The 24,776-nt window shown below is 65.9% G+C and carries 26 protein-coding genes; 11 read left to right on the top strand and 15 right to left on the bottom strand.

The annotated features are described in order from the left end of the window. Positions 1–99 precede the first annotated feature (99 nt). From JOF56_RS06350 to JOF56_RS06330, 6 genes are all read right to left on the bottom strand, one after another. Entirely contained in the window at positions 100–423 is a 324-nt protein-coding gene (locus JOF56_RS06350; protein ID WP_209635442.1) for a hypothetical protein, read from the bottom strand. Positions 424–441: 18 nt separating this feature from the next. Beyond that, positions 442–726, bottom strand: coding sequence for a hypothetical protein (locus JOF56_RS06345; RefSeq protein ID WP_209635441.1), 285 nt, complete (start codon positions 724–726; stop codon positions 442–444). A gap of 35 nt (positions 727–761) precedes the next feature. Continuing rightward, positions 762–893, bottom strand: a complete 132-nt coding sequence (locus tag JOF56_RS59420) for a hypothetical protein (RefSeq protein ID WP_281065427.1) — start codon at positions 891–893, stop codon at positions 762–764. 64 nt (positions 894–957) lie between these two features. After that, positions 958–1,389 carry a hypothetical protein gene (locus JOF56_RS06340; protein WP_209635439.1) on the bottom strand — a complete coding sequence of 144 codons (432 nt, stop codon included), beginning with the start codon at positions 1,387–1,389 and terminating at the stop codon, positions 958–960. A 63-nt stretch (positions 1,390–1,452) separates the two neighbouring features. Beyond that, positions 1,453–5,010: a S8 family serine peptidase gene (locus tag JOF56_RS06335; RefSeq protein WP_209635437.1), complete on the bottom strand. Its 3,558-nt coding sequence runs from the start codon at positions 5,008–5,010 to the stop codon at positions 1,453–1,455. Positions 5,011–5,084: 74 nt separating this feature from the next. Then, complete coding sequence (locus JOF56_RS06330) at positions 5,085–5,489, bottom strand: hypothetical protein (protein ID WP_209635434.1); 405 nt, start codon at positions 5,487–5,489, stop codon at positions 5,085–5,087. A gap of 19 nt (positions 5,490–5,508) precedes the next feature. Here JOF56_RS06330 and JOF56_RS06325 point away from each other — a divergent pair, with 19 nt between their 5' ends. The 4 genes from JOF56_RS06325 to JOF56_RS06310 all read left to right on the top strand — a co-directional run bounded on the left by JOF56_RS06325 (position 5,509) and on the right by JOF56_RS06310 (position 9,905). Beyond that, positions 5,509–6,267 carry a MerR family transcriptional regulator gene (locus JOF56_RS06325; RefSeq protein WP_209635432.1) on the top strand — a complete coding sequence of 253 codons (759 nt, stop codon included), beginning with the start codon at positions 5,509–5,511 and terminating at the stop codon, positions 6,265–6,267. A 90-nt stretch (positions 6,268–6,357) separates the two neighbouring features. Continuing rightward, entirely contained in the window at positions 6,358–7,317 is a 960-nt protein-coding gene (locus JOF56_RS06320) for a dienelactone hydrolase family protein (RefSeq protein ID WP_209635431.1), read from the top strand. 108 nt (positions 7,318–7,425) lie between these two features. After that, complete coding sequence (locus JOF56_RS06315) at positions 7,426–9,117, top strand: SDR family oxidoreductase (protein ID WP_209635429.1); 1,692 nt, start codon at positions 7,426–7,428, stop codon at positions 9,115–9,117. After that, positions 9,114–9,905: an alpha/beta fold hydrolase gene (locus JOF56_RS06310; protein WP_209635427.1), complete on the top strand. Its 792-nt coding sequence runs from the start codon at positions 9,114–9,116 to the stop codon at positions 9,903–9,905. The genes JOF56_RS06315 and JOF56_RS06310 overlap by 4 nt, the downstream gene beginning before the upstream one ends. A gap of 74 nt (positions 9,906–9,979) precedes the next feature. Here JOF56_RS06310 and JOF56_RS06305 read toward each other — a convergent pair whose 3' ends face one another. The 4 genes from JOF56_RS06305 to JOF56_RS06290 all read right to left on the bottom strand — a co-directional run bounded on the left by JOF56_RS06305 (position 9,980) and on the right by JOF56_RS06290 (position 13,671). Beyond that, the gene (locus tag JOF56_RS06305) at positions 9,980–10,813 is read right to left on the bottom strand and encodes a coiled-coil domain-containing protein (RefSeq protein WP_209635425.1); all 834 of its coding nucleotides are present in this window, start codon (positions 10,811–10,813) and stop codon (positions 9,980–9,982) included. 291 nt (positions 10,814–11,104) lie between these two features. After that, positions 11,105–11,497, bottom strand: a complete 393-nt coding sequence (locus JOF56_RS06300) for an SCO5389 family protein (RefSeq protein WP_209635423.1) — start codon at positions 11,495–11,497, stop codon at positions 11,105–11,107. A gap of 42 nt (positions 11,498–11,539) precedes the next feature. Continuing rightward, positions 11,540–12,517, bottom strand: coding sequence for an ATP-binding protein (locus tag JOF56_RS06295; protein WP_209635421.1), 978 nt, complete (start codon positions 12,515–12,517; stop codon positions 11,540–11,542). 71 nt (positions 12,518–12,588) lie between these two features. After that, positions 12,589–13,671 (bottom strand): polysaccharide deacetylase family protein, encoded by a 1,083-nt coding sequence (locus JOF56_RS06290; protein ID WP_209635419.1) that lies wholly within the window; start codon positions 13,669–13,671, stop codon positions 12,589–12,591. Positions 13,672–13,898: 227 nt separating this feature from the next. Between JOF56_RS06290 and JOF56_RS06285 the strand changes: the two genes are divergently transcribed. From JOF56_RS06285 to JOF56_RS06270, 4 genes are all read left to right on the top strand, one after another. Then, complete coding sequence (locus JOF56_RS06285) at positions 13,899–14,708, top strand: Bax inhibitor-1/YccA family protein (RefSeq protein WP_209635418.1); 810 nt, start codon at positions 13,899–13,901, stop codon at positions 14,706–14,708. A 109-nt stretch (positions 14,709–14,817) separates the two neighbouring features. After that, positions 14,818–15,192, top strand: coding sequence for a hypothetical protein (locus tag JOF56_RS06280; protein ID WP_209635416.1), 375 nt, complete (start codon positions 14,818–14,820; stop codon positions 15,190–15,192). Beyond that, positions 15,189–16,532 carry a hypothetical protein gene (locus JOF56_RS06275; protein ID WP_209635414.1) on the top strand — a complete coding sequence of 448 codons (1,344 nt, stop codon included), beginning with the start codon at positions 15,189–15,191 and terminating at the stop codon, positions 16,530–16,532. Before JOF56_RS06280 ends, JOF56_RS06275 begins: the two co-directional genes overlap by 4 nt. Beyond that, positions 16,529–17,182, top strand: coding sequence for an ESX secretion-associated protein EspG (locus JOF56_RS06270; RefSeq protein WP_209635412.1), 654 nt, complete (start codon positions 16,529–16,531; stop codon positions 17,180–17,182). The genes JOF56_RS06275 and JOF56_RS06270 overlap by 4 nt, the downstream gene beginning before the upstream one ends. On the opposite strand, the gene JOF56_RS06265 is transcribed toward JOF56_RS06270, so the two are convergent. Together JOF56_RS06265 and JOF56_RS06260 are read right to left on the bottom strand one after the other, a co-directional pair. Then, a complete protein-coding gene (locus tag JOF56_RS06265) occupies positions 17,172–17,480 on the bottom strand; it encodes a DUF397 domain-containing protein (protein WP_209635410.1) in 309 nt (102 codons plus the stop codon). The genes JOF56_RS06270 and JOF56_RS06265 overlap by 11 nt on opposite strands. Next, positions 17,477–18,346 (bottom strand): helix-turn-helix domain-containing protein, encoded by an 870-nt coding sequence (locus JOF56_RS06260; protein ID WP_209635409.1) that lies wholly within the window; start codon positions 18,344–18,346, stop codon positions 17,477–17,479. Before JOF56_RS06260 ends, JOF56_RS06265 begins: the two co-directional genes overlap by 4 nt. A 264-nt stretch (positions 18,347–18,610) precedes the next feature. Here JOF56_RS06260 and JOF56_RS06255 point away from each other — a divergent pair, with 264 nt between their 5' ends. Next, complete coding sequence (locus JOF56_RS06255) at positions 18,611–18,910, top strand: hypothetical protein (RefSeq protein WP_209635407.1); 300 nt, start codon at positions 18,611–18,613, stop codon at positions 18,908–18,910. A 48-nt stretch (positions 18,911–18,958) separates the two neighbouring features. On the opposite strand, the gene JOF56_RS06250 is transcribed toward JOF56_RS06255, so the two are convergent. The 3 genes from JOF56_RS06250 to JOF56_RS06240 all read right to left on the bottom strand — a co-directional run bounded on the left by JOF56_RS06250 (position 18,959) and on the right by JOF56_RS06240 (position 22,055). Beyond that, positions 18,959–20,179: an acetyl-CoA C-acetyltransferase gene (locus JOF56_RS06250; RefSeq protein ID WP_209635405.1), complete on the bottom strand. Its 1,221-nt coding sequence runs from the start codon at positions 20,177–20,179 to the stop codon at positions 18,959–18,961. 83 nt (positions 20,180–20,262) lie between these two features. Beyond that, complete coding sequence (locus JOF56_RS06245; RefSeq protein ID WP_245378170.1) at positions 20,263–21,039, bottom strand: SGNH/GDSL hydrolase family protein; 777 nt, start codon at positions 21,037–21,039, stop codon at positions 20,263–20,265. A 71-nt stretch (positions 21,040–21,110) separates the two neighbouring features. Beyond that, positions 21,111–22,055, bottom strand: coding sequence for a DUF6119 family protein (locus JOF56_RS06240; RefSeq protein ID WP_209635402.1), 945 nt, complete (start codon positions 22,053–22,055; stop codon positions 21,111–21,113). A 97-nt stretch (positions 22,056–22,152) separates the two neighbouring features. On the opposite strand from JOF56_RS06240, the gene JOF56_RS06235 reads away from it, so the two are divergent. Continuing rightward, the gene (locus JOF56_RS06235) at positions 22,153–23,346 is read left to right on the top strand and encodes an amidohydrolase (protein WP_209635400.1); all 1,194 of its coding nucleotides are present in this window, start codon (positions 22,153–22,155) and stop codon (positions 23,344–23,346) included. A gap of 37 nt (positions 23,347–23,383) precedes the next feature. Continuing rightward, positions 23,384–24,754, top strand: coding sequence for a cystathionine beta-synthase (locus JOF56_RS06230; RefSeq protein ID WP_209635399.1), 1,371 nt, complete (start codon positions 23,384–23,386; stop codon positions 24,752–24,754). Positions 24,755–24,776: the final 22 nt, after the last annotated feature.

The following is a 24,776-nucleotide window of genomic DNA, read 5'->3' as shown; positions in this document are numbered from 1 at the left end:
GACCTGACAGTAGGCCCACCCACCGACAGTCCGCGTCAGCCCTGGGTAGGACCACCCCTTAAGGGGGACGGGCCTGCCCTGGGGCGGACCCGCCGTAGGTCATTTCACCTGGTATGCCCGGATGATCGTCTGGGAAACCGTGTTTCCGTCCGGATCGGACGCGCTGGTACGGACCGAGACCGAGCCCTGGTCGACGGGCTCCGGATATCCGGAATGACCAGCGGAGTCCGAGAACATCGGCAACGCCACCATGATCTGGTCGCCCTGCCGGTACGCGTGGTTCGACGACCGGCGGAACGGCGGTGCCGGCCCGGCCAGGTTCGGCCCGGCAGCCTTGTTCCAGGCCGGCGAACGGTGTTCTCCCGGCTGATAGGTCACCGACTCGTGGTCGAGCCGGTAGGTCAGCCCGTTCTTGCCGGTCACCATCAAATAGTGCAGCCATTACACACCGGCCGAGTAGTACTCGGTCTGCTTGCCCGGTATCGCGACCGCGGCGGGATACCGATAGGAGTCCAGCACCAGGTCGCCGGACTTGGCGACGTGTTCCTTCACTCCGTTCCCCCAACCGCCGTGATACGTGGCTTTCACAGTCGCGAGATCGCGATTGCGCACGCGATAGCGGACGTCGGCCGGAATCCCGCCGGGATGCGGGAAAGCGAGCTCATATCTGTATCCCGTTCCGGTGAGCTGGGCGCGGGCATAGTGTGTGAAGAGAGTGCTTTTCACCGGAACGGTATAAGTGGCGTCGCTCAATGGAGTGGTCATTTCGACGCCGACATTGCCGTCGTCGAACCGGATACCGGTCGCTCCCGCGGATCGCTGGGCACCGTGTGTTCGTCCACTTCGGCCTTGATCTGGTTGCCACGCCTGGCATCCAGATCGGCGACACTCATCCGCGACGGTATCGGTTGTCCGGCAACAGGAGTGCGGAATGCCGTCGTCCGGCGGTCTTGTTCTTCAGCACCGTGACAGCGGAAGCCCGCCGAGCTCGCGGGTCACCTTGCCCAATGCCTTGGCGCCGCTGGATTCCACGAGCAGCCGGATCTCCGGCGTCCGGGCGTCGTCGTACCCCTGCTTGATCAATCCGGTTACGTCGAACAGCGCGCGATCAAGCTTGCCCGAACGCACCAACGGCGCCACGGCCATTGGGATGACCGTGACGCCGTTGGGCCCGGAATGCTTGAGAAATCCGTGTTCCGCACCCGCTGCTTCGACCTGCACGTCCCATTTGCCGCCGCGCTGGGCGACGGTGACCCGGTCGCCGGTGATCAGCGTGACGGTCTTCGGTTCTGTGGCAGGCGTTTCAGTCGGTGGTTGCGCGGCGGCCGGTGTTGTGACCGCCGCGCCCACCAGTGCGGCCAGCACGGCCACACTGATACTTCTTCGCATACTGACCCCTCAGTTTCATCCCCCACTCACCTGAGCAGACGGATGCAAAGGGCCCAGGCTGCGTCATTTCACCCGATATGCCCTGATGATGGTCTGGGTTACCGAGTTGCCGTCCTTGTCCGAAGCGCTCGCGCGTAGCGACACGAATCCGGACGTCGGGTTTTGCACGGCGGCCCACCAGGAGTTGTTCACCCTCAGCAGTGGGACCTGCTGCCAGGTCTGGCCGTCGTTATAGGACACCTCGACCTTGTTCGGCTCGGCTTTGCCACCCTGCGCACCAGGCTGGCGGTCGACCCGGACCGGCACGGCGAACAGTGCACCGCGGGGTGCGTGGTTGGTCATGTCGAGCTTGGGGTCGAAACCGATTGTCAGCAACGGCAGTGGTGCGGCAGCCGTGGTGTTCCCGGACCGGAAAGCCCATTCCGCACTGACCTTTGTGGACAACGGCCAATCCGGGTTGTCCCGGTTGGCCGCGGTGGTGAGCCGGTAGTTCGCCGCGCCGGTGGGAACCGTGAACTGTCCGATGCCGGGCTGTCCGCTGCGGGCGATCTCCTTGTCGCCGGCGTAGAGCACGGTCTCGCCGGTGTCCGCGAAACCGGAGTGTCCCGCGGAGTCGGAGAACAGCGGGAGCTTGGTGTTGATCACGTCGCCCTGGCGGTACGCCAGATGCGGCTCAGGCGAGAAGAAGCCCGCCGATCCGGTGATGCCCGGCCCGATCACGGCCTTGCCCCAGTCCACAGTGGCCTTCTCACCAGCCTTGAACGTCCGCTTGGCCGCCTCGTACTGCTGCGCAGCACCCCCTGCTATCACAGTCGTGGAGTTCTGCCACACGGCAGGCGAGAAGTACTCAGTGCGCTCCAGAGGCAGCGGAGTCGCCGTCGTCTCGAGCGAGCCCTCCAGGTCGTACTTCCCGTCGGTGGCGAACGCCGTCACGTAGCCCATGCCACCGTCCCCAGGGGTCCGGTAGGTCGTCTTCACCGTCGCCAGGTCGCTGTTGCGCGGCCGGTAGGTCACGTCCGCCGGAATGCCTCCGTAGCTGGGGAACACGAGCTCATAGTGGTGCGGGCTCGCAGGCAGACCGGTCAACGTCGCTGACGCGTTCGGCAGCTTGGCCAGCCGGGCGCCTTCGGGGCCGAATGCGACGGCCATGGGCAGCGGCGGCGCCTCCATCTGCCGCGCATCGGCGTCGGAGAAGTAGAACAGTACGGAGTTCGCGCCCGCTTCGGCGATCGCCCGTGCCCGTGGACTGAGTTCGAGTTCCTCGCCGGCGCCCAGAGTGAACACCGCGAGCTTGCCCTTGAGGTCGGCCGCGGCTATCTCGGCCGGTGTGGCGTGCCCGACGTTCACGACCGGCAGCGCACGAGCGTCCGTGGTCTGTGGCGAACCTGGTGCCCAGTCCACCGGGACGTCGAACGACTCGGGTTTGTCGGCCTTCAGCCTGACCAGGGGCCGTTCGAGCTTCATCCGGTTGAAGTAGCGGAACTCCTTGACGGACTTGGTGGTGGGTACGGCGTAGAGGTGATAGTCCGGCATGCTGGTGAACCACTGGGTGTAGTAGCCCACCCCACGGGCTCCCGTGTCGGCCACCATCGCGTTGGTCCAGGAGAACTGACGGGCGTCCTTCTCCTCGGCCTGCACGCTGACCTTCTTGCCCTGCCGGGCATCCAGCGTGACCACAGTGTCCTTGCGCAGATCGACCTCCGGCTCGGCCACCTGCGTGTTCGACCGCTGGTACTGGCCGGGGACCGGCGTCTCGATCGCGCCCATCACGGCGTACCGGCCCGGTGCCAGCCGCGCTGTGCTGTTGTTGCCCATAAGGTCGAAGTCGTCCTGGCCGCTGTCCAGCCGAACCCAGATCGCGCTGCCTCGCACTTTGCCCGTGTTGCCGTCTCGGTCGATGAACTTGGTCGTGAGGTCATAGCTTTCCGGCTCTTTGTACGCGCTGACCGGCGTCTGGATCACCGTGTCACCGCCCTTGGCGACGAGCCTGCCACCGTGGACACCCAACTGGACGGCCGTATGGTCGAAGGTGACCGTCACCGTAGCCTCGCCGTTGGCAGGCACCGTGATCGTGTCGACATTCGTGCGGAACGCCGGGTTGTCCATGCTCAGCTGCAGCGAAACCGGTGCGCTGCCGATGTTCCTGTACGTGATCGGCTTGCTCAGCGCAGGCCCGTTGTGCGGGTACCTGGCGACACCCAGAGTCAGGCTTCCCACGCTGGGCACGACCGTCTGGCTGGACGCCCGGCCGACGTCCAGCCGACCCGCGCCCTGCTGGTAGATCGTGGCGTTGACGGGGTTCGCGCTGCCCATCAGCACGGCCTTGATCTGCTGACCGGTCCAGTCCGGATGCTGCGCGGACAGGATCGCCGCGCCACCGGCGACGTGCGGCGCCGCCATGGACGTACCGGACAGCCTGGCGTAATTGCCCTCGACCGCGCGATCCGCAAGCGTGCCCTCGGCACGCGCCGCCACGATGTCCTCACCAGGCGCCGCGATGTCCGGTTTGGCGGCGTTGTCACCAAGCCGGGGACCAGGGTTGCTGAACGTGCTGTATTTGTCCTGTTTGTTCACGCTGGCGACGGCCAGTGCCGCGTCGGCGGACGCCGGGCTCGCGACGCGGTTGCGCGGGCCGTCGTTACCCGCGGAAACCACGAACAACATGCCCTTCTCGGCCGAGAGCAGGTTGATCGCGATCTCCAGCGGGGTGGTGACACCGTTTCCGGGGCCGCCGCCCAGGCTCATGTTCACGATCTTGGCGCCGCTGTCCGCGGCCCACTGCATGCCCGCGAGGATCTCGTCGTCCATGCAGAAGCGGTTGCCGCAGACCTTGCCGATCAACAGGTCCGCGCCCTTGGCGACGCCGGTGTACTTGCTGCCGCGGCCCGCGATGGTCGAAGCCACATGCGTGCCATGGCCGACCTTGTCGACAATGCCCTGCCCGGTGAAATCCTTCTCACCCTTGACGATCCCGGCAAGGTCGGGATGCTTCGGATCGTAACCGGAATCCAGGACCGCGACCGTCGCGCCCGCGCCGGTGTGCCCGGTCTGCCACGCGGCGGGCGCGCCAACCTGCGGCACGCTCACGTCCAGCGACGGGCGACTCCTGCCGTTGAGCCAGATCTTGCTCACGTCGGCCTTGCCGAACAGGTCCGTGGCCTTGTTCTTCGGCGTGGCCACCGCCGACAGCTGGGCCGACGGCAGCTCACGCGTGACCTTGCCGAGCGTCCGAGCGGCCTTGGACTCGACCAGCAGCGGGATCTCGGCGGTGTGGGCGTCGTCGTATTCCTGTTCGATCAGCCCGGTCACGTCGAACAGCCTGCGATCCAGTTTGCCGGCCTGGATCAACGGCACGGCGACCGACGGGATCACCGTGACGCCCTTGGCACTGACCGATTTGATGAACTGCACCGGTCCAAGTCGTTTGGCCGGTTCGACTTTCGCGTCCCAGTTGTCCCCTTTCTTGGTGACTGTCACCTTGTCGCCGGTGATCAGGGTGACCGTTTTGGGCGCCTCAGCGGGCGCCGGAGTGGCGGATTGTTGCGCGGCTGCCGGTAAGACGGCGACACCGCTGGTCATCACGGCGAGGGCCGCCGTGAGTATCAGACCGCGTTTGTGCACAGGTTGCCCCTTGTGACATTGGCTTGTACTTCCCCAGCGCCTCTATCACTCTCAAGGGGGACAACAGGTTGCCGTCAGTTCGTGGCTTTCTGACGACTCTGCCTGGTGATCGCGCCGATCAGCAACAGCAGGCAGCCGCCCGCGGTGTTCCAGAAGCCCTGCCTGAACTGGGATGCGAGTGCTTCGACCTGCATCTGCTGACCGAGGTAGACCGCGAACACGGTCAACGCGACGAGCGTGCCCAGCGCCATCAGCCAGCGCCGTCCGATGATCAGTCCGGTCATCGCCAGCACGGCCGCGAGCACGATCGGCACGAAGAACGAGTTGACCATGTCGGTGGTCGTGGCCGTGACGCCGTTCCACAGCTCGCTCAGCGGGATCTGCCGGCCCTGCCGGTCGCCGTACCAGGGCAGGAACGTGCTGTAGACGACCGCGGCTGCGCCAGCCACGGTGGCCAGTATCGCGATCACTGTGCGCATGACCGCTTAGCATGCCAGCGTGGCTGAGTATCGGATCGACGACCTGGCCCGGGTGAGCGGAACGACTGTCCGCAACATCCGGGTGTACCAGGATCGCGGTCTGCTGCCCGCGCCGATCCGCCGAGGCCGGACCGCGATTTACACCGACGCGCACCTGTCGCGGCTGCGGCTGGTCACCAACATGCTCGGCCGTGGGTACGCCTTCGCCCAGATCGGCGAGATGCTCGCGGCGTGGGAGTCCGGCCGTAGCCTCGCCGACGTGCTCGGCCTGGAAGAAGCGATGGGCGTGCCGTGGTCGTCCGACGTGCCGACGACGATCACTGTCCGTGAGCTGCGCAGGCTGTTCGGCAAGCAGCTCACGGTGGCCAACACCCGCAAGGCCCTTGAACTGGACCTGCTGCGGCGGCAGGGCACGAGTTTCGTGGTGCCCAGCCCGCAGTTGCTGGCCGCCGGGTACGAGCTGGTCAAACTCGGTGTGCCACTGGACGAGGTGCTCGAACTCGCGGGCGTGCTGCAGCACGAAGTCGACCATGTGGCCGGATTGCTGGTCGGGCTTGTGCGGCAGTACGTGCTGGACCCGAAGGGCGCGGATTGGCTGCCCAGCGGCGCCGAGGTGCCGTACTACGCGGACGTGCTGCGGCGGCTGCCGCCAGTCGTGATCTCCGCGCTGACGGCCGCGGTGGCCCGGTCGACCGCTCGCGTCATCCCCGACATGGTCGGCGATCGGCTGGAAGCCCTGATCAAGCGCACCGCGGTTTCCGGCGACAAGCTGTCGTAATCGACAGCAATCGCGTCAGCGGTTGCCGCCGCTCCGGCACTTCACCATGCTGGCCTGGGTGAGGCGCGCCATCCGTGATGGGAGTTGCCGATGACCGAGTTCGAGAAATATGTGGTCGAAGAACATATCGAGGACTTCAACGACCGCGTGATCAGCAGGCGCGAGCTGATCCGCCGGGTCACCCTGATCACCGGCAGTACGGCGGCGACGATGGGCCTGCTGACCGCCATGGGCTGCAGTGCCGAACCGACCGGCGCGCCGGTGTCGCCGACCGGGCGGACCACGGACAACCCGCAGGAATTCGCCACCCCACCGGCCCAGCCGACTCAGGACGGGATCACGGTCCAGGAGAACGACCCGCGGATCAAGGTCTCCAATCTGGTGGTGCGGGGAACCGACGGCGTCAACCTGATCAGCTATCACGCATCACCCGCCAGTGGCGCATCCGCAGGCGGAATTCTGGTGATTCACGAAAATCGCGGCCTGGTCCCGCACACCAAGGATGTCGTCCGGCGGGTGGCCACTGCGGGATTCCAGGCGCTGGCAGTGGATTTGCTGTCCCGCGACGGTGGTGCGGACAAGCTCACCGATTCCGCGGCGTATTCAGCGGCTCTGAGCAAGCGTCCGGTCGACGCCATGGTCTCCGACGTCCGGGAGGCACTCGCCGCGCTGTCCTCGGCGGGCAACGGCGACAAGATCGGGATGACCGGGTTCTGCTTCGGCGGCGGGATGACATGGAACTCGCTCGCCGCGGGCGTGCAGATGAAGGCGGCGGTGCCGTTCTACGGGCCTGCGCCAGCGAACGTCGCCGCGCTGGCCAGCGTGAAGGCCGCGGTGTTCGGGGTCTACGCCGAGAAGGACGCGCGGATCACCGGCTCCAAGGACGCTGTCGAAGCCCAGCTCAAGCAGAGCGGCCAGCCGTACCAGGTGACCGTCTACCCAGGCGTTGACCACGCGTTCCACAACGACACCGGGGCCCGGTACAACGCGGCTCAGGCTGAGGCTGCATGGATCGCGACGATCGAGTGGTTCCGTCGTCACGTGATCTGATCTTACTCGCGGTAACCGTGTTTGACCTGCGAAAACACTGTTCAGGCATTGCGAGTGTGTCAACGGCCGTTGTAACGTTTCTCGTTGTCAGCGACGACGGGAGCGGCCATGGGTGTCCGGACAGTCAAGTCGGGTGAGGTGTCGCTGGCTGTCTACGAACAGGGCGACCCCGCCGACCCGACAGTGCTGCTCGTACACGGCTATCCCGACAACCACACGATGTGGGACGGCGTGGCCGCTCGGCTGGCCGAGCGGTTCCACGTCGTCAGCTACGACGTGCGCGGCGCCGGAGCCTCCTCGCGGCCCCGTGAGGTCTCGCAGTACGCGCTCTCGCACCTCGCCGACGACATGCTGGCCGTCGCGGACGCAGTCAGTCCGTCGGCGCCCGTGCATGTCGTCGCGCACGACTGGGGTTCGATCCAAGCCTGGCACGCGGTCACCGAGCCGCATTCACGGTTTGCCTCGTTCACCTCGATTTCCGGGCCGTGCTTGGATCACATCGGGTACTGGACCCGCAAACGGCTGTCCCGGCCCACGCTTGGCAACCTGCGGCAAGTGCTGAAGCAGCAGCTGCATTCCTGGTACATCCTGGCTTTCCATGTGCCTGTGCTGGCTGCCTTGGCGTGGCGGCTGGGCGTCGGCAAACAGATCGCGCGGATCGAAGGCCTGTCCCGCGTGCCGGCCAAGGCCGACGGTATCGACGGGATGAAGTTGTACCGTGCCAACATCTTCCAGCGGACAGGCGCACCCGAGCAGCGCCGGACCGAAGTGCCCGTTCAGGTGATCATGCCGACTCGTGACCGTTACATGATGCCTGCGCTGCTTGAGGATCTTCAGCAGTGGGCGCCACGCTTGTGGAAGCGCAAGGTGATCGGCAAACACTGGGTCGCCGCACAGCGGCCGGCCGTGATCGCCCGGATGGCCGAGGAGTTCATCGCGCACGTTCTCGGTGAACCCGTGACGAGGGGCTTGCAACGCGCGCAGGCGCCGGACTCCTTTGAACACAGGCTTGTCGTGATCACAGGCGCGGGCAGCGGCATCGGCCGGGCCACGGCGCTGGAGTTCGCCGCGCAGGGCGCGGACGTGATCGTGACGGACATCGACCTGTCGACCGCGGCTGAAACCGCTTCTTTGATAGGGCCTTCCGCGTCGGCCTACCAGTTGGACGTCACCGACGAATCCGCTGTGCGCCGCCTGGCCGATACTGTGGCTCTCGACCACGGTGTGCCGGACGTGGTCGTGAACAACGCGGGAATCGGCGTGGCCGGTCCGTTCATGGACACGTCCCCAAAGGACTGGCAGCGCGTGGTGGACGTGAACCTGCTTGGTGTGGTGCACGGATGCCAGGCATTCGGCGAGTTGATGATCGAGGCGGGGGAGGGCGGGCACATCGTGAACATCGCTTCCGCCGCGGCCTATACGCCGTCTCACGTTTTGCCCGCGTATTCGACCACCAAGGCCGCGGTCCTGATGCTGTCCGAGTGCCTGCGCGCCGAAATGGTCCCGCACGGTATCGGCGTCAGCGCGATCTGCCCGGGTCTGATCGACACATCCATAACGCGGACAACAACCTTTGTCGGAGTATCCGCCGACGAACAGCAATCACTGCGGGACCGGTCGGCCAAGGCCTATCGCCGCCGCAACTTCCCGCCGTCCCGCGTCGCCACCGCGATCGTCGGTGCGGTGAAAGAAAACCGGGCCGTCGTCCCGGTGACCGTCGAGGCGAAAGCCGGGCTGCTGGGATCCCGGTTAGCGCCCGGAATCATGCGGCGACTCGCCAGAATCGGGGTGTCCCAATGAAGATCTCCTACACACGACGCGGTTCTGGAAGCCCGCTGGTACTCCTGCACGGAATCGGCCACCGATGGCAGGCCTGGCAGCCCGTGCTCGACAAACTGGCCACGGCACACGATGTGATCGCATTGGACCTGCCGGGTTTCGGCAATTCGCCGTCGTTGCCCGAGCCGTACTCGGTTTCAGCCGCGGTCGAGGCCGCGGTGGAGACATTCAGGGAATTCGGGATCGAACGTCCGCATCTGGCGGGAAACTCGCTCGGGGGCATGCTCGCGCTGGAGCTGGCTTCCGCGGGGCACGCGAGTTCGGTGACCGCTTTGGCGCCCGCCGGGTTCTGGTCTTCGGCGCGGGCGCGCAGCTGGGCCTTGCGGATGTTGTCGGTCATCCGGGCTTCCGGGCGATTGCCGGAGCGGACCCGTGTCGCGGTGATGTCCCGCAAATCCTTGCGGATGGCTTCCGGCAGCCTGCTTTTCGGGCATCCGTCCCGGGTCCCGGTCGAGGCGATGCTCGGAGATCTCGCGGCCATGGCTGCCGCGCCTGGATTCGATGCGGTGGCACGGGCCGGGCGTGACTACTTCTTCACCAGTTCGGCGCCGACGGTTCCGGTGACTGTCGCGTGGGGAACCCGGGATCGGATTCTGTGGCCAAGCCAGGCTCGGCGGGCCGCCATGCTCTTGCCCGCGGCCAAGCATGTTTCTCTGCCCGGATGCGGGCACGTTCCCATGCATGACGAGCCTGAGGTAGTTGCCCGGCTCATCCTGGAGACCTGTGCACAGGCTTCCGTGAGGTCCTAGCTGTGTGCCCCCAATGCCACATTGGGGGCATCAGATGTCCCCAATGTGGCATTGGGGACACAGCCAAACCCGGCTCAGCGAGTCGTTTTGCCCGAAATGATGTCGGCCTCGGTGTCGAGGGGCTCCAGGAGATTTGAGCTCTTGGAGAGCAACTCGCCGGTTTCCCGCAACCGCTCGGAAACCCGTTGCCGCAGCGTGGTCAGCTTGTCGATCTTGGCTTGGGCCTCGGTTGTCCGGCGTTCGGCTTCCGTGGTGGCATCGGCGACGAGTTTGGTGGCTTCGCGTTGGCTGGAGATCCGGCGGTCGGCGACCTCTTGGTCCAGTGCTGCCCTGCGGGCGGTCATGGCGGATTCGAATTCCTGCTCGACCTGCCTGTGCTGGGCGTCGGCCTGCTCGCCGAACTTGCTGCGGCGGGCCTCGGCCTCGGCGGACATGGAGGTGAGCTGGTTGCGGAGTTCTTCCAGGGCGGCGGCGTGGTCGCTCTGCATCTGGGTCTGTTGGGCCTCAAGGTCCGCCACAAGGAACTCGTAGCGGCTGCGTAGGGCCGCAGAGGCCTTCTGTGCAGCGGCGAAGGACTGTTCGGCCGCGGCCTGGGCGCGGGCGGTTATCTCGGCGGCTTCGGCCCGGGTGACGTCCAGCATCACACGTAGCTGCTGGTGGACTTCGTCTGTCGCTCTGAGTGGCTGGGTGGTGCCGGTCGCCTGTTCGCGTTGTGCGGCCAGTTCCGCGCGCATTTTCTCGACTTGCTGTGTCAGCGAGGCCACTTGGGACCGTGCGGAATCCCGGTCGGCGGTCAGCATCCGCAGGTTGGATTCGAGATTGGACACATGCTTCTGAACCTGCGCGCGGTCGTACCCGTGGCGGACCACGTCGAAACCGAGCGGTAGAGGGGCATCGGCGGGGGCCATGCCGCGAGATTACCCGCTGTGTCCAGATCTACCAGTGGAACCCGCGGGTGAGTCGCACCAGAGCGGCCATGTCGGCCGCCTGATCGGGTGATTTTGCCGGGACGGCGTAGATCTTGTCCGGCCTGATCATCGGACTACGCACCAGGGGCATAATCAGTCAGATCGCACGAATACGCATATGCGTGCCCGTCGGCCGCGACGATTTCCCGCCTACTTCCTGTACCCCCAATGTCCCGTCAATGTCCCGTTGGTTGCGTCGCATGCGACCAACGGGACATTGGGGGCGAAAAATCAGCAGTCGCGCAGCTCAGGGCTTTGGTTGAGCAACTGGCCCCGGGGCGAGATGAACGCGCGGTAGCGATCACCGTCCACAGCGGACGGCAGGAACGCGGCGACGCGGTGACAGTTCTGGAAGCTGAGCTTCACACCGAAATGCCGTTCCAGACCGCCGCGGATCGCATCGGACGCCAGCGCACGCAGCAACTGGCCACGCTCGGCCTCGCTGGGCGGTGGTGTCTCGTTGTCGGCGAACTCGGCGGCGTCCTGCTTGGCACGCGCCGCGACATCGCTGATCAGATCCCATGCGTACGGCAGGGACACACGGACGCAGTTGACGAATTCGGCGTCGGTGACCTCGCCCCGCTCCGCCTTCTCCAGCAGCGCGGTTGGCACGTCCAAGGACATGGATACCTCCGGGAATCTGCGAGGGGTTCTGCGAGTACTTGCTTACCCAGCGTTGACGCCCGAGCCTGCCAGCGGGACCGCCCCAAGAGTGAACTCCGGGTCGATCTGCTCGGCCAGGTCCCGGCCGGTGCGCTCGTTGGCCCAGGCGTGTGCGTTGCGGAGGTGGAACTCCGCGGCCTGCTGCTGGTAGCGCGCCCAGTCTTTGCCCGTCGTGTCGACGAGTGCCTGCATGACTCGCAGGGCTTCACGGTTCTCCGGCTCGAAGGCGTCGATCGGCCTGACCTCGCCGCGCTCGGCCGCACGCACGTGCTTGGACCGCGTGATCCAGGTGAGCAGGTCGTCGCCGACCTCGTCGCGCAGGAACGCCAGGTCCTCGTCATCGGAGATCTTGTTGCCGACAACCGCGACCTTCACGCCGAAGTCCTTGGCGTAGCCCAGATACTGGCGGTAGACCCCGATGCTGCGCACGGTCGGCTCACAGACCAGGAACGTCACGTCGAACCGCGTGAACAGGCCGGACGCGAACGAATCGGCGCCCGCGGTCATGTCCACGACGACGTACTCACCCTCGCCGTCGACCATGTGGTTGAGCATCAGCTCGACCGCGCCGACCTTCGAGTGATAACAGGCGACGCCCAGGTCATCCTCACCGAACGGGCCCGTCACCGCGAGGCGTACCCCATCGATCTCGCGCACACAGGCGTCGTAGATCGGGTTGTCCTCAACGACCCGCAGCAGCCGCGACCCACGTCCGGCGGGCGTGGTCTTGACCATCTCGCTGGTGGACCCGATCCGCGGGTTGTCGCCCCGCAGGTAGTCCTTGATCAGCGGCAGGCGCTCGCCAAGCGTGGGCAGTGCGAGGGTTTCCGGCTCGGACGCGCCCAGCGCGCCGGCCAAGTGCTGGTTGATGTCGGCGTCCACGGCCAGCAGGGGCCGCCGCGCGGCGCCGAGGTGACGGAGGAACAGCGAGGCCAGCGTCGTCTTCCCGCTGCCACCTTTACCGACGAAAGCGATCTTCACCCCGACATTGATATCGGTTTTCATTATCTATGCGCAACTCGAGATGGAACCTGTCACCCGGTCGAGGCTCATCACGTTTGCGCGGCGGGCTGCTTACGCAACTGATCCAGTACGGCCGGATCCTGCCTTTCCATCCACTTGATCACCTCGGAGAACGTCGTGCACACGGTCTCCGGTTTGCCGCAGACCTCGCCCATGAACTGTTCGCCGGCGACGCCGAAGCCGCCGCCGGCCCAGTCGTTGAAATGGTTGCCGATCACGAGGGGCGCTCGGTTGCCGCGCAGCACGGCGTCGTACGCGGCGCGGTACACCTCGAGCGTCGCGCGGGCGAACTCGTCGCGCTTCGACTTGTCGTCTTTGGAGTGGTTCAGGGCCTCCCAGAGGCTGTAGTCCGTCATTGTGACCTTTTTGTTGCCCACGGCCGGCATCCGGACCATCGGCAGGGAGAACTCCCAGATGCCTTTGTCCTGCGCGGGCCAGAGCATGCCGTCGGAGACCTGGCTGGAGTCGTAGGTCATGCCGCGGCTGATCATCGCGGCGAACACGGCGTCGAATTTGCCTTCCAAGCAGGGCGTCCGGCCGCCCTTGACGGCTCCTGCCTCGACTTGCAGGCCCTGCACACCGGCCTGGTCGATGAACCGGGAGAACTGCTGCAGCTCCAGCTGCCACTGCTGGGTGGTCCACTTGTCGGTGCAGTAGTGGCCGTTGTAGTGCGTGGCTATCTCGATGCCGCGCTGCTGGGCGGCGTTGAGGTCGGCGATCCGGGTCCGGACGTCGTCCTGGCTGCCTCCGAACGAGATAGACGACTGGCCGGCCGCGTGTCCTGGCGCCGTGTACTGCTTCTTCTGGTCGTCGGCCAGAAGGTAAACACCTGACAAAAAGGCTGTGAAGCGTGCCCCTGTGCGCCCGCTCAGCTCCAGCAGCCGGGTCCACTGGTCGTGGGAGCCCGCGCCGTCGTAGGAAAACAGCACGAACTGGGGTGGTCGTTCACCCGGTCCGAGCTTGCGGTTCCAGTCCTGGGGGGCGGCCTGGATCGCCGCCGGTGGCGTCTCGTCGGGCCGTTGTGTGCCGATGACCAGCAGGATCACGAACGTCGCGACGAGTGCCAGGGCAAGCGTGATCGGCCGCCAGTCCCTCACTCTGCGCGCATCCATCACCCAGAAGGTAGACGCCCGCCTTGCTGGTGTTACGACCGCATATAAACCGCTGGGTGATCGGCTAAACGGCACGCGTCGCCCCCAGGGGACCGGTTAGGCTCCCGTTCGCCCTGGTCGATTTGGCCGGATCGATCAGAGTAAAGTCTGCTTTACCCGACGGGAACACACGGGCGCTTCCGGCCGTTGGACCCGGTGAAGGCCACAACAGGCCCATGGAGGATCAGGTGCGTTCTTCGAGCAACCCCGCGTTCCGCAACTTGGCGACCCGCGGAAACGCCGGATACGCGGGCTTTGGCAGCCCGCAGGGCTACCCCCAGGGCGGGGTACCCGGATACGGAACCGACCAGGCTCCGCCCACATCGGCCGATCGCCCGATCACTGTCGACGACGTCGTGATGAAGACCGCCACCACGCTGGGCACTGTCCTGCTGGTGGGCATCATCACCGCCGTCGTGGTGCTGAACGACCTGACGCTGGCGGTCCCGCTGGCGATCGGCGGCGGCATCGTCGGGTTCATCCTCGGCCTGGTCAACAGCTTCAAGCGTGAGCCCAGCCCGCCGCTGATCATGCTGTACGCGGTGGCCGAAGGTGTGTTCCTCGGCGCCATCACCGGTGTCGTGCAGCGGTTCCTGCCCGGCGTGGCGCTGCAGGCGCTGCTGGGTACCGGTCTGGTGTTCGGCGTGATGCTGGTGGTCTACAAGACCGGCGCGGTCAAGGTCACGCCCAAGCTGACCAAGTGGATCATCGGTGTGACCATGGGCGCCCTGGCGCTCGTGCTGGTCAACCTGGTGCTGTGGATGTTCGGTGTCGACATGGGCATCCGGAGCAACGGCCCGCTGGCCGTCATCTTCAGCCTCGTGATGATCGGTCTGGCGGCGTTCTGGCTGCTGCTGGACTTCGACCAGGCGGATCAGATGATCCGCCAGGGCATGCCGGCGAAGTTCGCCTGGTACGCCGCGTTCGGCCTGACCATGACCCTGGTCTGGCTGTACGTCGAGATCCTGCGTCTGCTCTGGATTCTCAACAGCGACTGACCCGAGTGAGTGAGGAAAGCCCGGCGAGAAGTTCGCCGGGCTTTTTTCTTTTCGATGGGAACCCGGCGCCCGTCCCGCTGCTCTTGCAGGGTGAGCAGAAGGGGGTGTCATGGCGAGCAAGATGGTTCCCGCACCGCCCAAGAACCTCGTGGAGGCGGCGAGCGCGGGCGGTTTCATGGTCACCGAGGAGGGTGGCCGGCCGATCATGGACGCGATCAGCAAGGTCCGTGCGGAGCTTGAGGCGCACCGCAAGACCCTGCAGCAGATCGACCGCGAGCCGTACCTGAGCAACACGCCGGGCGGCAAGTTCGTCTCGGATCACGACCGGCTGGTGGCTGCGGGCGACGAGCAGTCGCTGCGTGAGGTGCTCACCCAGGCCGAGCAGGTGCTCGACGATCTGGAAGCCGGCATCAGCACGGCGATGGACAGCTACGAGAGCTCCGACGAGAACAGCAGCGGCCTGATCAAAGGGTCGAGCGCATGACAGAGAAAGAGCAGAACCTCGCAGACTCCTTCCGCAAGCTGCACAAGGCCCAGGAAGACCACGCCGGTGACAAACCCGGCACCAAGAGGTACGCCGCCGATCAGAAGAAACTGGCCGAGCAGGAAAAGAGCCTGCACAAGAAAACCGAGAGCCAGGGCGAGCGTCTGCAGGAAGGCGCGGAATACCGGGAACTGGGGGACGCGCCCAGCCCGAACTATCTCGGGTACTCGCACGAGGCCCTCAAGGCGATGGTCGAAGGCCGCAACGACCCCGGTCAGGTCGGCACAATCGGCTCGTCCTGGACCAAACTCGGCAACGCCTTCGTGGAACTCGGTGACGCACTGGTCAAGTCGGTCACGAAAAGCGCGTCGGAATGGCAGGGAACCAGCGCGGACAAAGCCCGTGAGTTCACCGGCCAGCTGGGCAACTGGTTCAACTCGGTGGCCCAGGGCGCGCAACTCGCAGGCAACCGGCTGACCGCGAAAGCCCAGCTGGCCGCGGACATCAAGAACAGTCTGCCGCCGCCAGTGGACTTCTCGATGTCCGACGCTTTGCAACAGGCGAACCAGCAGACAGACCCCGCCGCCCAGCAACAGGCGATGTCCCAATTGCGCGAGAACGCGGCCGCGCAGGAAGCAGCGCACCGGCAGGCCGCGGAAATGGTCGAGAAATACGACAAAGCGCTGATCGACTACGCGGCCACCATGCCCGCGTTCGCCCCACCGCCCACAATGGCCGGTTCCCCACCGCCAAACCAGAACCTCGTCACGCAACTCGACGCACCACAAGGCGTCAACCAGCCGGACAAGCTGGACGAAGTGCAGCAGAACCAGATCCCCGGGCCCAATTCCAGTGTGCCGCAACGCGATTCGGGTACACAGCAGCAGCAACCGACTCCCGTGAAACCCGTCGACATGCCCACAGTGCGGCCGGGTGGCGTCACAACCCCGGATTCCAGCACAAGCCAGCAGAATTTCCAGCCCATGTCGTCGACCTATCAGCCAGGTAGTTTCGGCTCGGGGTCCGGCTTTTCTAGTGGCAGCTCGTACTCGCCGAGTGGTGGTGGCGGCGCCGGATTCGCCGCGCCACTGCAGAACCCGGGTGCCCGCGCAGGTTTCGCCACGCCAGGCCCTGAACGCGTCGCACCTGGAGCATCAACTGCTGCCCGCACAGGTGGCCCCGCCGGCCGCCCCGGCGCGTTCGGCGGCATGCCAATGGGAGGCCAAGGCAAAGGCGAGGACGACTACGAACACACCCGCCCGGAATACCTGGTCGAACCGGACCCGAACGAAATCTTCGGCACGGACGAGCAAACCTCGAAACCGGTGATCGGAGAATGATGTTCACCCTGTCACTGGCGGCCGTGGACATCCTGCGAGAGCAACTCGGCCTGGAATCGTCAACGTACCCATTCACGGTGCCATACAACGGAGTGACTCAGGAGGAACGCTCCCGAATCCGCGCCGCGGTACTGGAGGACTTGGAAGAACGTGGCCTCGCCCACCGAGGAAACCCCGCACCAGAAGTCGAATCCGCTCTGAAAACCATGGCCCACCACAACACCGCGCTCGCAATGGTCGGCATCTCAGACACAGAGGAGTTCCGCGTCCTCGTAGCCGGCACAACATCCCGCGCAGTCCGCCTCCGCCAAACCGGCCAACTCCTCGCAGTCGACCAAACCGACGGAGTAATCCGAGGCATGATCGACCTGCTGCCCGACGAAAAACCCGGCCCAGGCCAATCAGTAACCTTCACCGCAGGCGAACCCTGCGACCAAGCCAGCGCATATCTGAACAGGCCCCGCCACCGCTTCGGCCAGCTCAGCCTCTCCACCGGCACAGGCACAAAGAAAACCTGGCCCATGGAACTAACCTGGTTCGACACAGACGCCGGCCGCTACATCTCCTACGCCCGCAACAACTGGATCACCTACACCCCAGCCACCCGCACCCGAATAGCCAACATGCTCGCCCCGCTGATCACCGACTGAACCTTTGCGGTTGCTCGGCGAGGAATGCTGTCCATGCCCGGATGCCGAAGACCAACGCCGGACCTTCGGCATCCTTGCTGTCCCGCACTCCAGCGGTGTCGTCGCTCACGGCGACTTCAACGCAGTCGCCACCCTCGCCGTTGCTGAAGGTGCTCTTCCGCCAGACGGGGTCCTTGCTGTCGCGGATGCCGATCAGTTCGGGTGTGACTGCGACTTCGACGCACTCGCCGCCGTTGGGGCCGCTGAAGCTGCTCTTGCGCCACGTGGCTCCGGTTAATGCCGAGGGGGTCGATTTCATCGGAAATCCTTTGCTCGCTTGGCGATGAAGGTGAAGCTGTCTTCAGGGGTGATCGCTTGAGCGGCCAGGTCCGCGAAATCCTTGAGGAACAGACTCAGCTCTTCTGGCTTCTCCAGGAACAGCCCACCGTTCTGATTTTCCAGATAGACCGCCCCCGGGTCACCCTTCTGCGGAAAACCGAGCCAACGGAACGAGCCTAGAGAGCCTCGGTGGCCGGAGTTGGCGAACGGCATCACCTGGACCGTGACGTTCGGCAGTTCGGTGAGCGCGGCCAGGTGGCGCAGTTGGACCCGCATGGTCTGCACATCGCCGATAACACGCCGAAGCACAGCCTCATCGATGATCGCGTGCACCCTCAGCGGGTCAGTCTTACGGTGCAACGCTTCCTGCCGACGGAGGCGGGCGTCAACCTTACTGAGTACGGCTTCATCCGAGCCGGTGTAGCGAAGCATCTCCTCTATGTAAGTCTTACTTTGCAAGAGGCCAGGGACGTAGCCCATGTCCCACGAGAGGACCTCCCGGGCGCCCCACTCCAGGCCCACGTAGAGCGAGAACCAGCCGGGGATCGCCTGGTTTCCGTCCCACCAGCCTTTCTGCTTGGACAGGTCGCACACCTGCAGGTACCAGTCCACCCGCTCGTCCGGCACACCGAGGAACGGCAGCAGCACCTCCAGGTCCGGGCCGTTCATCGGATTGCGCATGGTCTCGATGTGCACGATCTTGGTGGCGTTGCAGCGCAGCCGTTTGGCGAGGTCGGACTGTGTCAGTCCAGCGGCCTCACGCAGCCGGCGAATTTCCTGTGCCAGCCACCGCCTGCCCACGGTCGGGCTGAGCATGGGCGGTTGAGCCGCCGAGTCCCTGGGCACCTGTGTCCCTTCCTGATCATCCGTGGTGGTCCGACGGCTGGTCCGCGCCGGAGCCTGGACTGCGTCTCGATCTTCGCCCGGACCGTCCGGGAGGCGGAGTCCGTGCCGACCAGCGTGGCAAGTCTTGTGGATCAGGTTTGCCGGATGGCATCTCGTTCACTCGAACGGGCACTCTTTCAGTCGCACGGTTATCGAGCGAGACTGCTGCGGTCATACTCGCTCAGTAATACTTACTGAGCAATGTTTACAGGGGAGGGATTCCCGGTGCGGCTCGCCTACGTGCTCTGCGAATCGAAGAACCGAGGAACGATGGGCCAGCGGTACGAGGTCGGTCACGTGTTGCCAGTCGATCCACTGGAGACACAGTTGGAGGAGCTAAGGCAGGGTCTACGCCCTTGGGCGCTGGAACGGTTGACGACCGGCATCGCCCGGGATGGCTGGTACGCGGCCTTCCTGACCGAACTCGACGACAACAGCAGATTCGACGCCTGCACCGCCCTGCACATCGAAGAAGTCGTCTGGTGCCAGGAGACGGAGTACGTCCCGAAAGCCGAACAGCCGTGACAAAGAAAATGCCGCGACGGGAGGCCCCGTCGCGGCAGGCAAAGAAACTCAGCTGAGGCGTTCGAGGACCATGGCCATGCCTTGGCCGCCGCCGACGCACATCGTCTCCAGGCCGAACTGCTTGTCGTGGTGCTGGAGGGAGTTGATGAGGGTGGTGGCGATGCGGGCGCCGGTCATGCCGAAGGGGTGGCCGACGGCGATGGCGCCGCCGTTGACGTTCAGGCGGTCGATGTCGATGCCGAGGTCTCGGTAGGAGGGGATGACCTGGGCGGCGAAGGCCTCGTTGATCTCCACGAGGTCGATGTCGCCGATGGACATGCCAGCGCGAGCAAGCGCCTGCTTGGAAGCCTCCACCGGGCCGAGACCCATGATCTCGGGGGAAAGACCTGAGACACCGGTCGACACGATCCGGGCCAGGGGCGTGATGCCGAGCGAAGCCGCCTTGGTGTCACTCATGATCACCAGGGCTGCCGCGCCGTCGTTCAGTGGGCAGCAGTTGCCGGCGGTGACGCGGCCGTCGGGGCGGAAGACGGGCTTGAGAGTCGAGGTCTTCTCGTAGGTGACGCCTGCGCGGGGGCCGTCGTCGGCTGAGACGACTGTGCCGTCGGGCAGGGTGATCGGGGTGATGTCCTTGGCCCAGAAGCCGTCGGCGATGGCTTTCTCGGCCAGGTTCTGGGAGCGCACGCCGAAGTGGTCCATGTCCTCGCGGGTGACGTCTTTCAGCAGTGCGAGGTTTTCCGCGGTCTGGCCCATGGCGATGTAGACGTCCGGGATCTGGTCGTCTTCGCGCGGGTCGTGCCACTCGTCGGAGCCGTGTTCGGCGGTTGCGGCTGTCCGGGCCTTGGCGTCGGCGAACAGCGGGTTGTGGGTGTCTGGCCACGAGTCGGAGCTGCCCTTGGCGAACCGGGAGACGGTCTCGACGCCTGCGCTGATGAACACGTCGCCTTCGCCTGCCTTGATGGCGTGGAAGGCCATCCGCGCGGACTGCAGGCTCGACGCGCAGTAGCGGGTGACCGTGCACCCGGGCAGGTGGTCGTAGCCGAGCTCGACGGCGAGCACCCGGCCCATGTTGAAGCCCTGCTCACCGCCGGGCAGGCCGCAGCCCAGGATCAGGTCGTCGATCTGCGCCGGGTCCAGCTGCGGCACCTTGTCCAGCGCCGCCCGCACGATCTGCACTGCCAGGTCGTCGGGCCTGATGTCGACCAGCGATCCCTTGCCGGCACGTCCGATCGGCGACCGGGCGGCCGAGACGATTACGGCCTCGGGCATGGCATAGCTCCTTTGCTGCCGGAAAAGCACCGGAAGTTACTCGCCAGTCAGCTTAGGCCTGCGACGCCACTTCGCCACGGGAGCTAGGTCACTCGGACAGCTGTACACAGCGGCGCGAGCAGAATGTTCGCCGCGTGGCGGTAGCCGGCGCCGTTCGGGTGGAACCTGTCCGGGCTGAAGAGTTCTGAATGCCGAATGTGGAATTCAGGTGACACCAGGTCTGCCACGGACACGGCGACGCCGCCGGCGCGGTGGACAGCGCGTTGCTGAGCCTTCGCGAGCATCCGTCCCCAGCGGCGCACGACGGTCCGGAGGGGCTGCGGAATCGGCCTGATGGTGCCGAGGTCGGGGCAGGTCGCGACGACGACGGCCGCGCCCGCGGTCCGCAACCGTGCGACCTCGATGCCCAGGAGGGCGGCGGATGTACGCACCCGCATCTTTCCGGTCACGTCGTTGCCGCCGATGATGACGAGTGCGACATCGGGTGGGTCGGCGACGGCCTGGTCGACCTGGGTGATGAATGTCCGCGTGTTCGCGCCGACGCGTGCGTACGTCTTGAGCTGCACGGGCCGTCCACATTCCTCGGCCAGGCCGCGTGCGAGCAGGACGCCGGGCAGGTTCGAGGCATGTTCGGCGCCGAGCCCGGCGGCCAGCGAGTCACCGAGCACGGCGAACCGCAGGGGGTTCGGGCCGGGCCCGGGATACGTCCCGTCCGCCAGGTGGGGGTCCTTTGTGGGCCGTCCGATCAGGGTGCGGGCCCGCTTGCCCTGGCCGGTGAGCAGCCCGTACATCACCCCGGACAGTCCGCCGAGCGTGCCGACGGTCATGGCGGCGATACGCATGTTCCGCAATACACCCATGATCGCCTCCCCGCGTCGCCCCTGATCCATTAATACATGGATCTCACGAGGTCATGCACCCATATGCGCCCCTACTTGGGGTCCCTTACGGGCAGACTTTCGTTACGGGGTTCGGGCACATTTCCCGACGGGATCGGCTGGCGGGCGAACGCGACCTCGAATCCGCCGGCCTGGATGCGGTCGATGTGGTGCAGCAGACTGACTTTGCTGAAGAACGGCAGCTGGCCCGGGCGAGAAGTCGCCAGCGCGTAGACGAACCGCGGTTCGCGTGCCACCGCGGAGGGCCAGTTCTGTTGGTGGATCCCGGTCAGTTCGGCCTGGCATGTCGGCCATTCACGGTAACGCTTGGCGGTGGCGCTGCCGCGCGCGAACGACGGCGTGGTGAACACGAGGTCCATGTCACGGGTGAGCAGATCGGCATGGTGGGCAAGGGAAACGTGCGGATGCAGCGTCAGTTCCCCGGTGATGTCCGGGATTCCGGCCAGCTCGCCCTCCAAATGCGCTGAGTGGAAGCGATCCACGAGGAACCAGCGGTCATCGGCGAGGACGTAGAACTCGCCGCGGTGCCACAGTTCGGCTTGTTTGTAGTCGTTTCCCGCCGGCAGCCCGGCGCGCATCCGTTGCGACAACGTCAGATTCAGCTGCCATATGACGTTCGAGCTCGCCGGGACCGCGTGAATGATGTCCAGCAAAGGAACTTCCGCACGGTAACGCGTCGACATGTACCGGGCGAGTAACTCCGCCAGCAGCCCCGGCAACGGTTGCCGTGGCGTCACGTGCACCGCGTGGGAGCTCGTCATGCCGCGCACAAGACCGTCGTGCGCGAGGGCGCGCGTCCACTCGTCGGATAGGCCGATTGCGCGCAGGTACCGCGAGTTCGCGGCTACGCGTATGCCGAAGTCGGGCACGAGCAGTTCCCGAGGCGGTGCCCAGCCGACAGCGAACTGCCGGTCGCCGACGGAATGCAGGTCGGATAGGTCGGACCGGTTCAGTAACAGGTGCACGCTCAGTGCCATGCGCAACACCCCCTGTAGTTGAAACGATACGGACCGCGACCCGGTTTCCCTGTGATCCGGAAGGGTGAAACCGCAGCTCACCAGTAGAGTCGCCGCTGTGTACACGGACTTGGCCGACTTCTACCGGGATCTGCATCAGCACCCGGAGCTGTCCAGGCAGGAACACCGGACCGCCGAGCGCGTGGCGCAGGCACTCGCGCCGCTGGGCTATGAGGTGACAACAGGCGTCGGCGGTACGGGCGTGGTCGGCATGCTGCGTAACGGCGAAGGTCCCACAGTCATGCTCCGCGCGGACATGGATGCGTTGCCGCTCGAAGAGAAGACGGGTCTGCCGTACGCGAGCAAGGTCCCGGGCGTGATGCACGCGTGCGGCCACGACATGCACGTGACCTGCCTTGTCGGCGCGGCGCGGAAGCTCAGCGAGACCAAGGACACCTGGGCGGGCACGGTCATGCTCGTGTTCCAGCCTGCCGAGGAGGTCGTGGGCGGCGCGCGCGACCTGGTCGACGACGGCCTCTTCGAGCGGTTCGGCAAGCCGGAAATCGTGCTGGGACAACATGTCGGGCCGTTGCCGGCCGGCATGATCGGGCACGGCAGCGGCCCGATCATGGCCGGTGCCGACTCTGTCGACGTCACCCTGTTCGGCCGCGGCGGGCACGGCTCCAGGCCCGAGACCACGGTGGATCCGATCCTGATGGCCGCGCACATCGTGACGCGTCTGCAGGGGATCGTGGCTCGGGAGGTCACTCCGAGCGAGACGGCCGTGGTGACAGTCGGCAAGCTGCACGCCGGCACCAAGGAGAACATCATCCCGGATACCGCCGAGCTGGGGATCAACGTCCGGACGTACTCCGCGGCAAACCGTGACCTGGTCAAAGGCGCGATCGAGCGGATCGTCCGGGCTGAGGCGGTGGCGAGCGGCGCGCCCAAGGAACCCGAGTTCAACTGGCACGACAGCGCGCCGATCCTGGTCAACGACCCCGAGTCGACCGCGAAGACGGTGGCAGCGTTCGTGGAGAACTTTGGTGCCGATCGGGTGATGCAGATGCCCGTGATCACCGGCAGTGAGGACGTTGGCGTGTTCGGCGAGGCCGCCGGTGTGCCGACGGTGTTCTGGTTCTGGGGTGGCCTGGAGTTCGAGGTCGTGATGGAGGCCCTGCAACGCGGCGGTATCGCGGCGCTGCCGAGTAACCACTCGTCGGTGTTCGCGCCGCTCGTGGAGCCGACGCTGACCACGGGTGTGGAAGCGCTCACCCTCGCGGCCCGCACCTGGCTCGGGCAACCGCGTTAGGCTGGGAAAAGTCGCAGCGCCCTCGAAGGAGACAGTGGTGGATTACGTCGAGCATGTCGTCGATCTGATCGGCGACACGCCGCTTGTCCGGTTGAACGTGGTCACCGAGGGCGTCCAGCCGCTGGTCCTGGCCAAGGTCGAGTACGTCAACCCGGGCGGCAGCGTGAAGGACCGGATCGCCGCGCGGATGATCGAGGCCGCCGAGAAGTCCGGCGAGCTGCGGCCCGGCGGCACGATCGTCGAGCCGACCTCGGGCAACACCGGCGTCGGCCTGGCCATGGTCGCGCAGCGCAAGGGTTACCAGTGCGTGTTCGTCTGCCCGGACAAGGTCAGCGAGGACAAGCGCAACGTGCTCAAGGCGTACGGCGCCCGCGTCGTGGTCTGCCCGACCGCAGTCCCGCCGGAGCACCCCGACTCCTACTACAACGTCTCCGACCGGTTGGTCCGTGAGATCGACGGCGCCTGGAAGCCCAACCAGTACGCCAACGAGAACAACCCGCTGAGCCACTACGAGACCACCGGCCCGGAGATCTGGAAGCAGACCCAGGGCCGGATCACGCACTTCGTCGCCGGTGTCGGCACCGGTGGCACGATCTCGGGCACCGGCCGGTACCTCAAGGAGGTCTCCGGCGGCAAGGTCAAGATCATCGGCGCGGACCCGGAAGGCTCGGTCTACTCGGGCGGTTCGGGCCGTCCGTACCTGGTCGAGGGCGTCGGCGAGGACTTCTGGCCGGAGACCTACGACAAGTCCATCTGCGACGAGATCATCGAGATCTCCGACGCGGACTCGTTCACCGTCACCCGGCGCCTGGCCCGCGAGGAGGCGCTGCTGGTCGGCGGCTCGTGCGGGATGGCCGCGGCGGCCGCGATCAGGCTGGCCGAGCGGTGCGGCCCGGACGACGTGATCGTCGTGCTGTTGCCCGACAGCGGCCGTGGCTATCTGTCGAAGGTGTTCAACGACAGCTGGATGGCGTCGTACGGATTCTTGCCGCCCGAGCACGCCGGCGGCACGGTCGGCGATGTCCTGCGTCGTAAGGACGGCCGTATCCCTGAGCTCGTGCACGCACACCCGACAGAGACGGTCGCGGACGCGGTTTCGTACCTGCGCGAGTTCTCCGTCAGCCAGATGCCGGTCGTCAGCGCGGAACCGCCCGTGATGGCCGCGGAGGTCGTCGGCGCAGTCAACGAGCGTGACCTGCTGGACGCACTGTTCGCCGGGAAGGCCTCGTTGCACGACCGTCTCGACAAGCACATGACCGCGCCGCTGCCGACGATCGGCGCCAACGAGCAGATCAACGTCGCGATGAAGGCCCTGGCCGACGCGGACGGCGCGCTCGTGCTCGTCGACGGCAAGCCCGCGGGTGTCGTGACCCGCCAAGACCTGCTCGGATACCTGGCCGGAAACTGAGCGTTACCCCCGATCGGTTAGC

Source organism: Kibdelosporangium banguiense (genome assembly GCF_017876405.1).
GTDB lineage: Bacteria > Actinomycetota > Actinomycetes > Mycobacteriales > Pseudonocardiaceae > Kibdelosporangium > Kibdelosporangium banguiense.
Note: the sequence above shows the minus strand (reverse complement) of the source record. Positions and strands in the feature narration are given on the sequence as shown.

Excerpts from the sequence above, each read along its gene's own strand:
- JOF56_RS59420 (WP_281065427.1), bottom strand. The coding sequence starts at position 893 with ATGAGTGTCGCCGATCTGGATGCCAGGCGTGGCAACCAGATCAAGGCC.
- JOF56_RS06340 (WP_209635439.1), bottom strand. The coding sequence starts at position 1,389 with ATGCGAAGAAGTATCAGTGTGGCCGTGCTGGCCGCACTGGTGGGCGCG.
- JOF56_RS06330 (WP_209635434.1), bottom strand. The coding sequence starts at position 5,489 with ATGCGCACAGTGATCGCGATACTGGCCACCGTGGCTGGCGCAGCCGCG.
- JOF56_RS06320 (WP_209635431.1), top strand. The coding sequence starts at position 6,358 with ATGACCGAGTTCGAGAAATATGTGGTCGAAGAACATATCGAGGACTTC.
- JOF56_RS06315 (WP_209635429.1), top strand. The coding sequence starts at position 7,426 with ATGGGTGTCCGGACAGTCAAGTCGGGTGAGGTGTCGCTGGCTGTCTAC.
- JOF56_RS06310 (WP_209635427.1), top strand. The coding sequence starts at position 9,114 with ATGAAGATCTCCTACACACGACGCGGTTCTGGAAGCCCGCTGGTACTC.
- JOF56_RS06305 (WP_209635425.1), bottom strand. The coding sequence starts at position 10,813 with ATGGCCCCCGCCGATGCCCCTCTACCGCTCGGTTTCGACGTGGTCCGC.
- JOF56_RS06300 (WP_209635423.1), bottom strand. The coding sequence starts at position 11,497 with ATGTCCTTGGACGTGCCAACCGCGCTGCTGGAGAAGGCGGAGCGGGGC.
- JOF56_RS06290 (WP_209635419.1), bottom strand. The coding sequence starts at position 13,671 with ATGGATGCGCGCAGAGTGAGGGACTGGCGGCCGATCACGCTTGCCCTG.
- JOF56_RS06280 (WP_209635416.1), top strand. The coding sequence starts at position 14,818 with ATGGCGAGCAAGATGGTTCCCGCACCGCCCAAGAACCTCGTGGAGGCG.
- JOF56_RS06275 (WP_209635414.1), top strand. The coding sequence starts at position 15,189 with ATGACAGAGAAAGAGCAGAACCTCGCAGACTCCTTCCGCAAGCTGCAC.
- JOF56_RS06270 (WP_209635412.1), top strand. The coding sequence starts at position 16,529 with ATGATGTTCACCCTGTCACTGGCGGCCGTGGACATCCTGCGAGAGCAA.
- JOF56_RS06265 (WP_209635410.1), bottom strand. The coding sequence starts at position 17,480 with ATGAAATCGACCCCCTCGGCATTAACCGGAGCCACGTGGCGCAAGAGC.
- JOF56_RS06250 (WP_209635405.1), bottom strand. The coding sequence starts at position 20,179 with ATGCCCGAGGCCGTAATCGTCTCGGCCGCCCGGTCGCCGATCGGACGT.
- JOF56_RS06245 (WP_245378170.1), bottom strand. The coding sequence starts at position 21,039 with ATGGGTGTATTGCGGAACATGCGTATCGCCGCCATGACCGTCGGCACG.
- JOF56_RS06240 (WP_209635402.1), bottom strand. The coding sequence starts at position 22,055 with ATGGCACTGAGCGTGCACCTGTTACTGAACCGGTCCGACCTATCCGAC.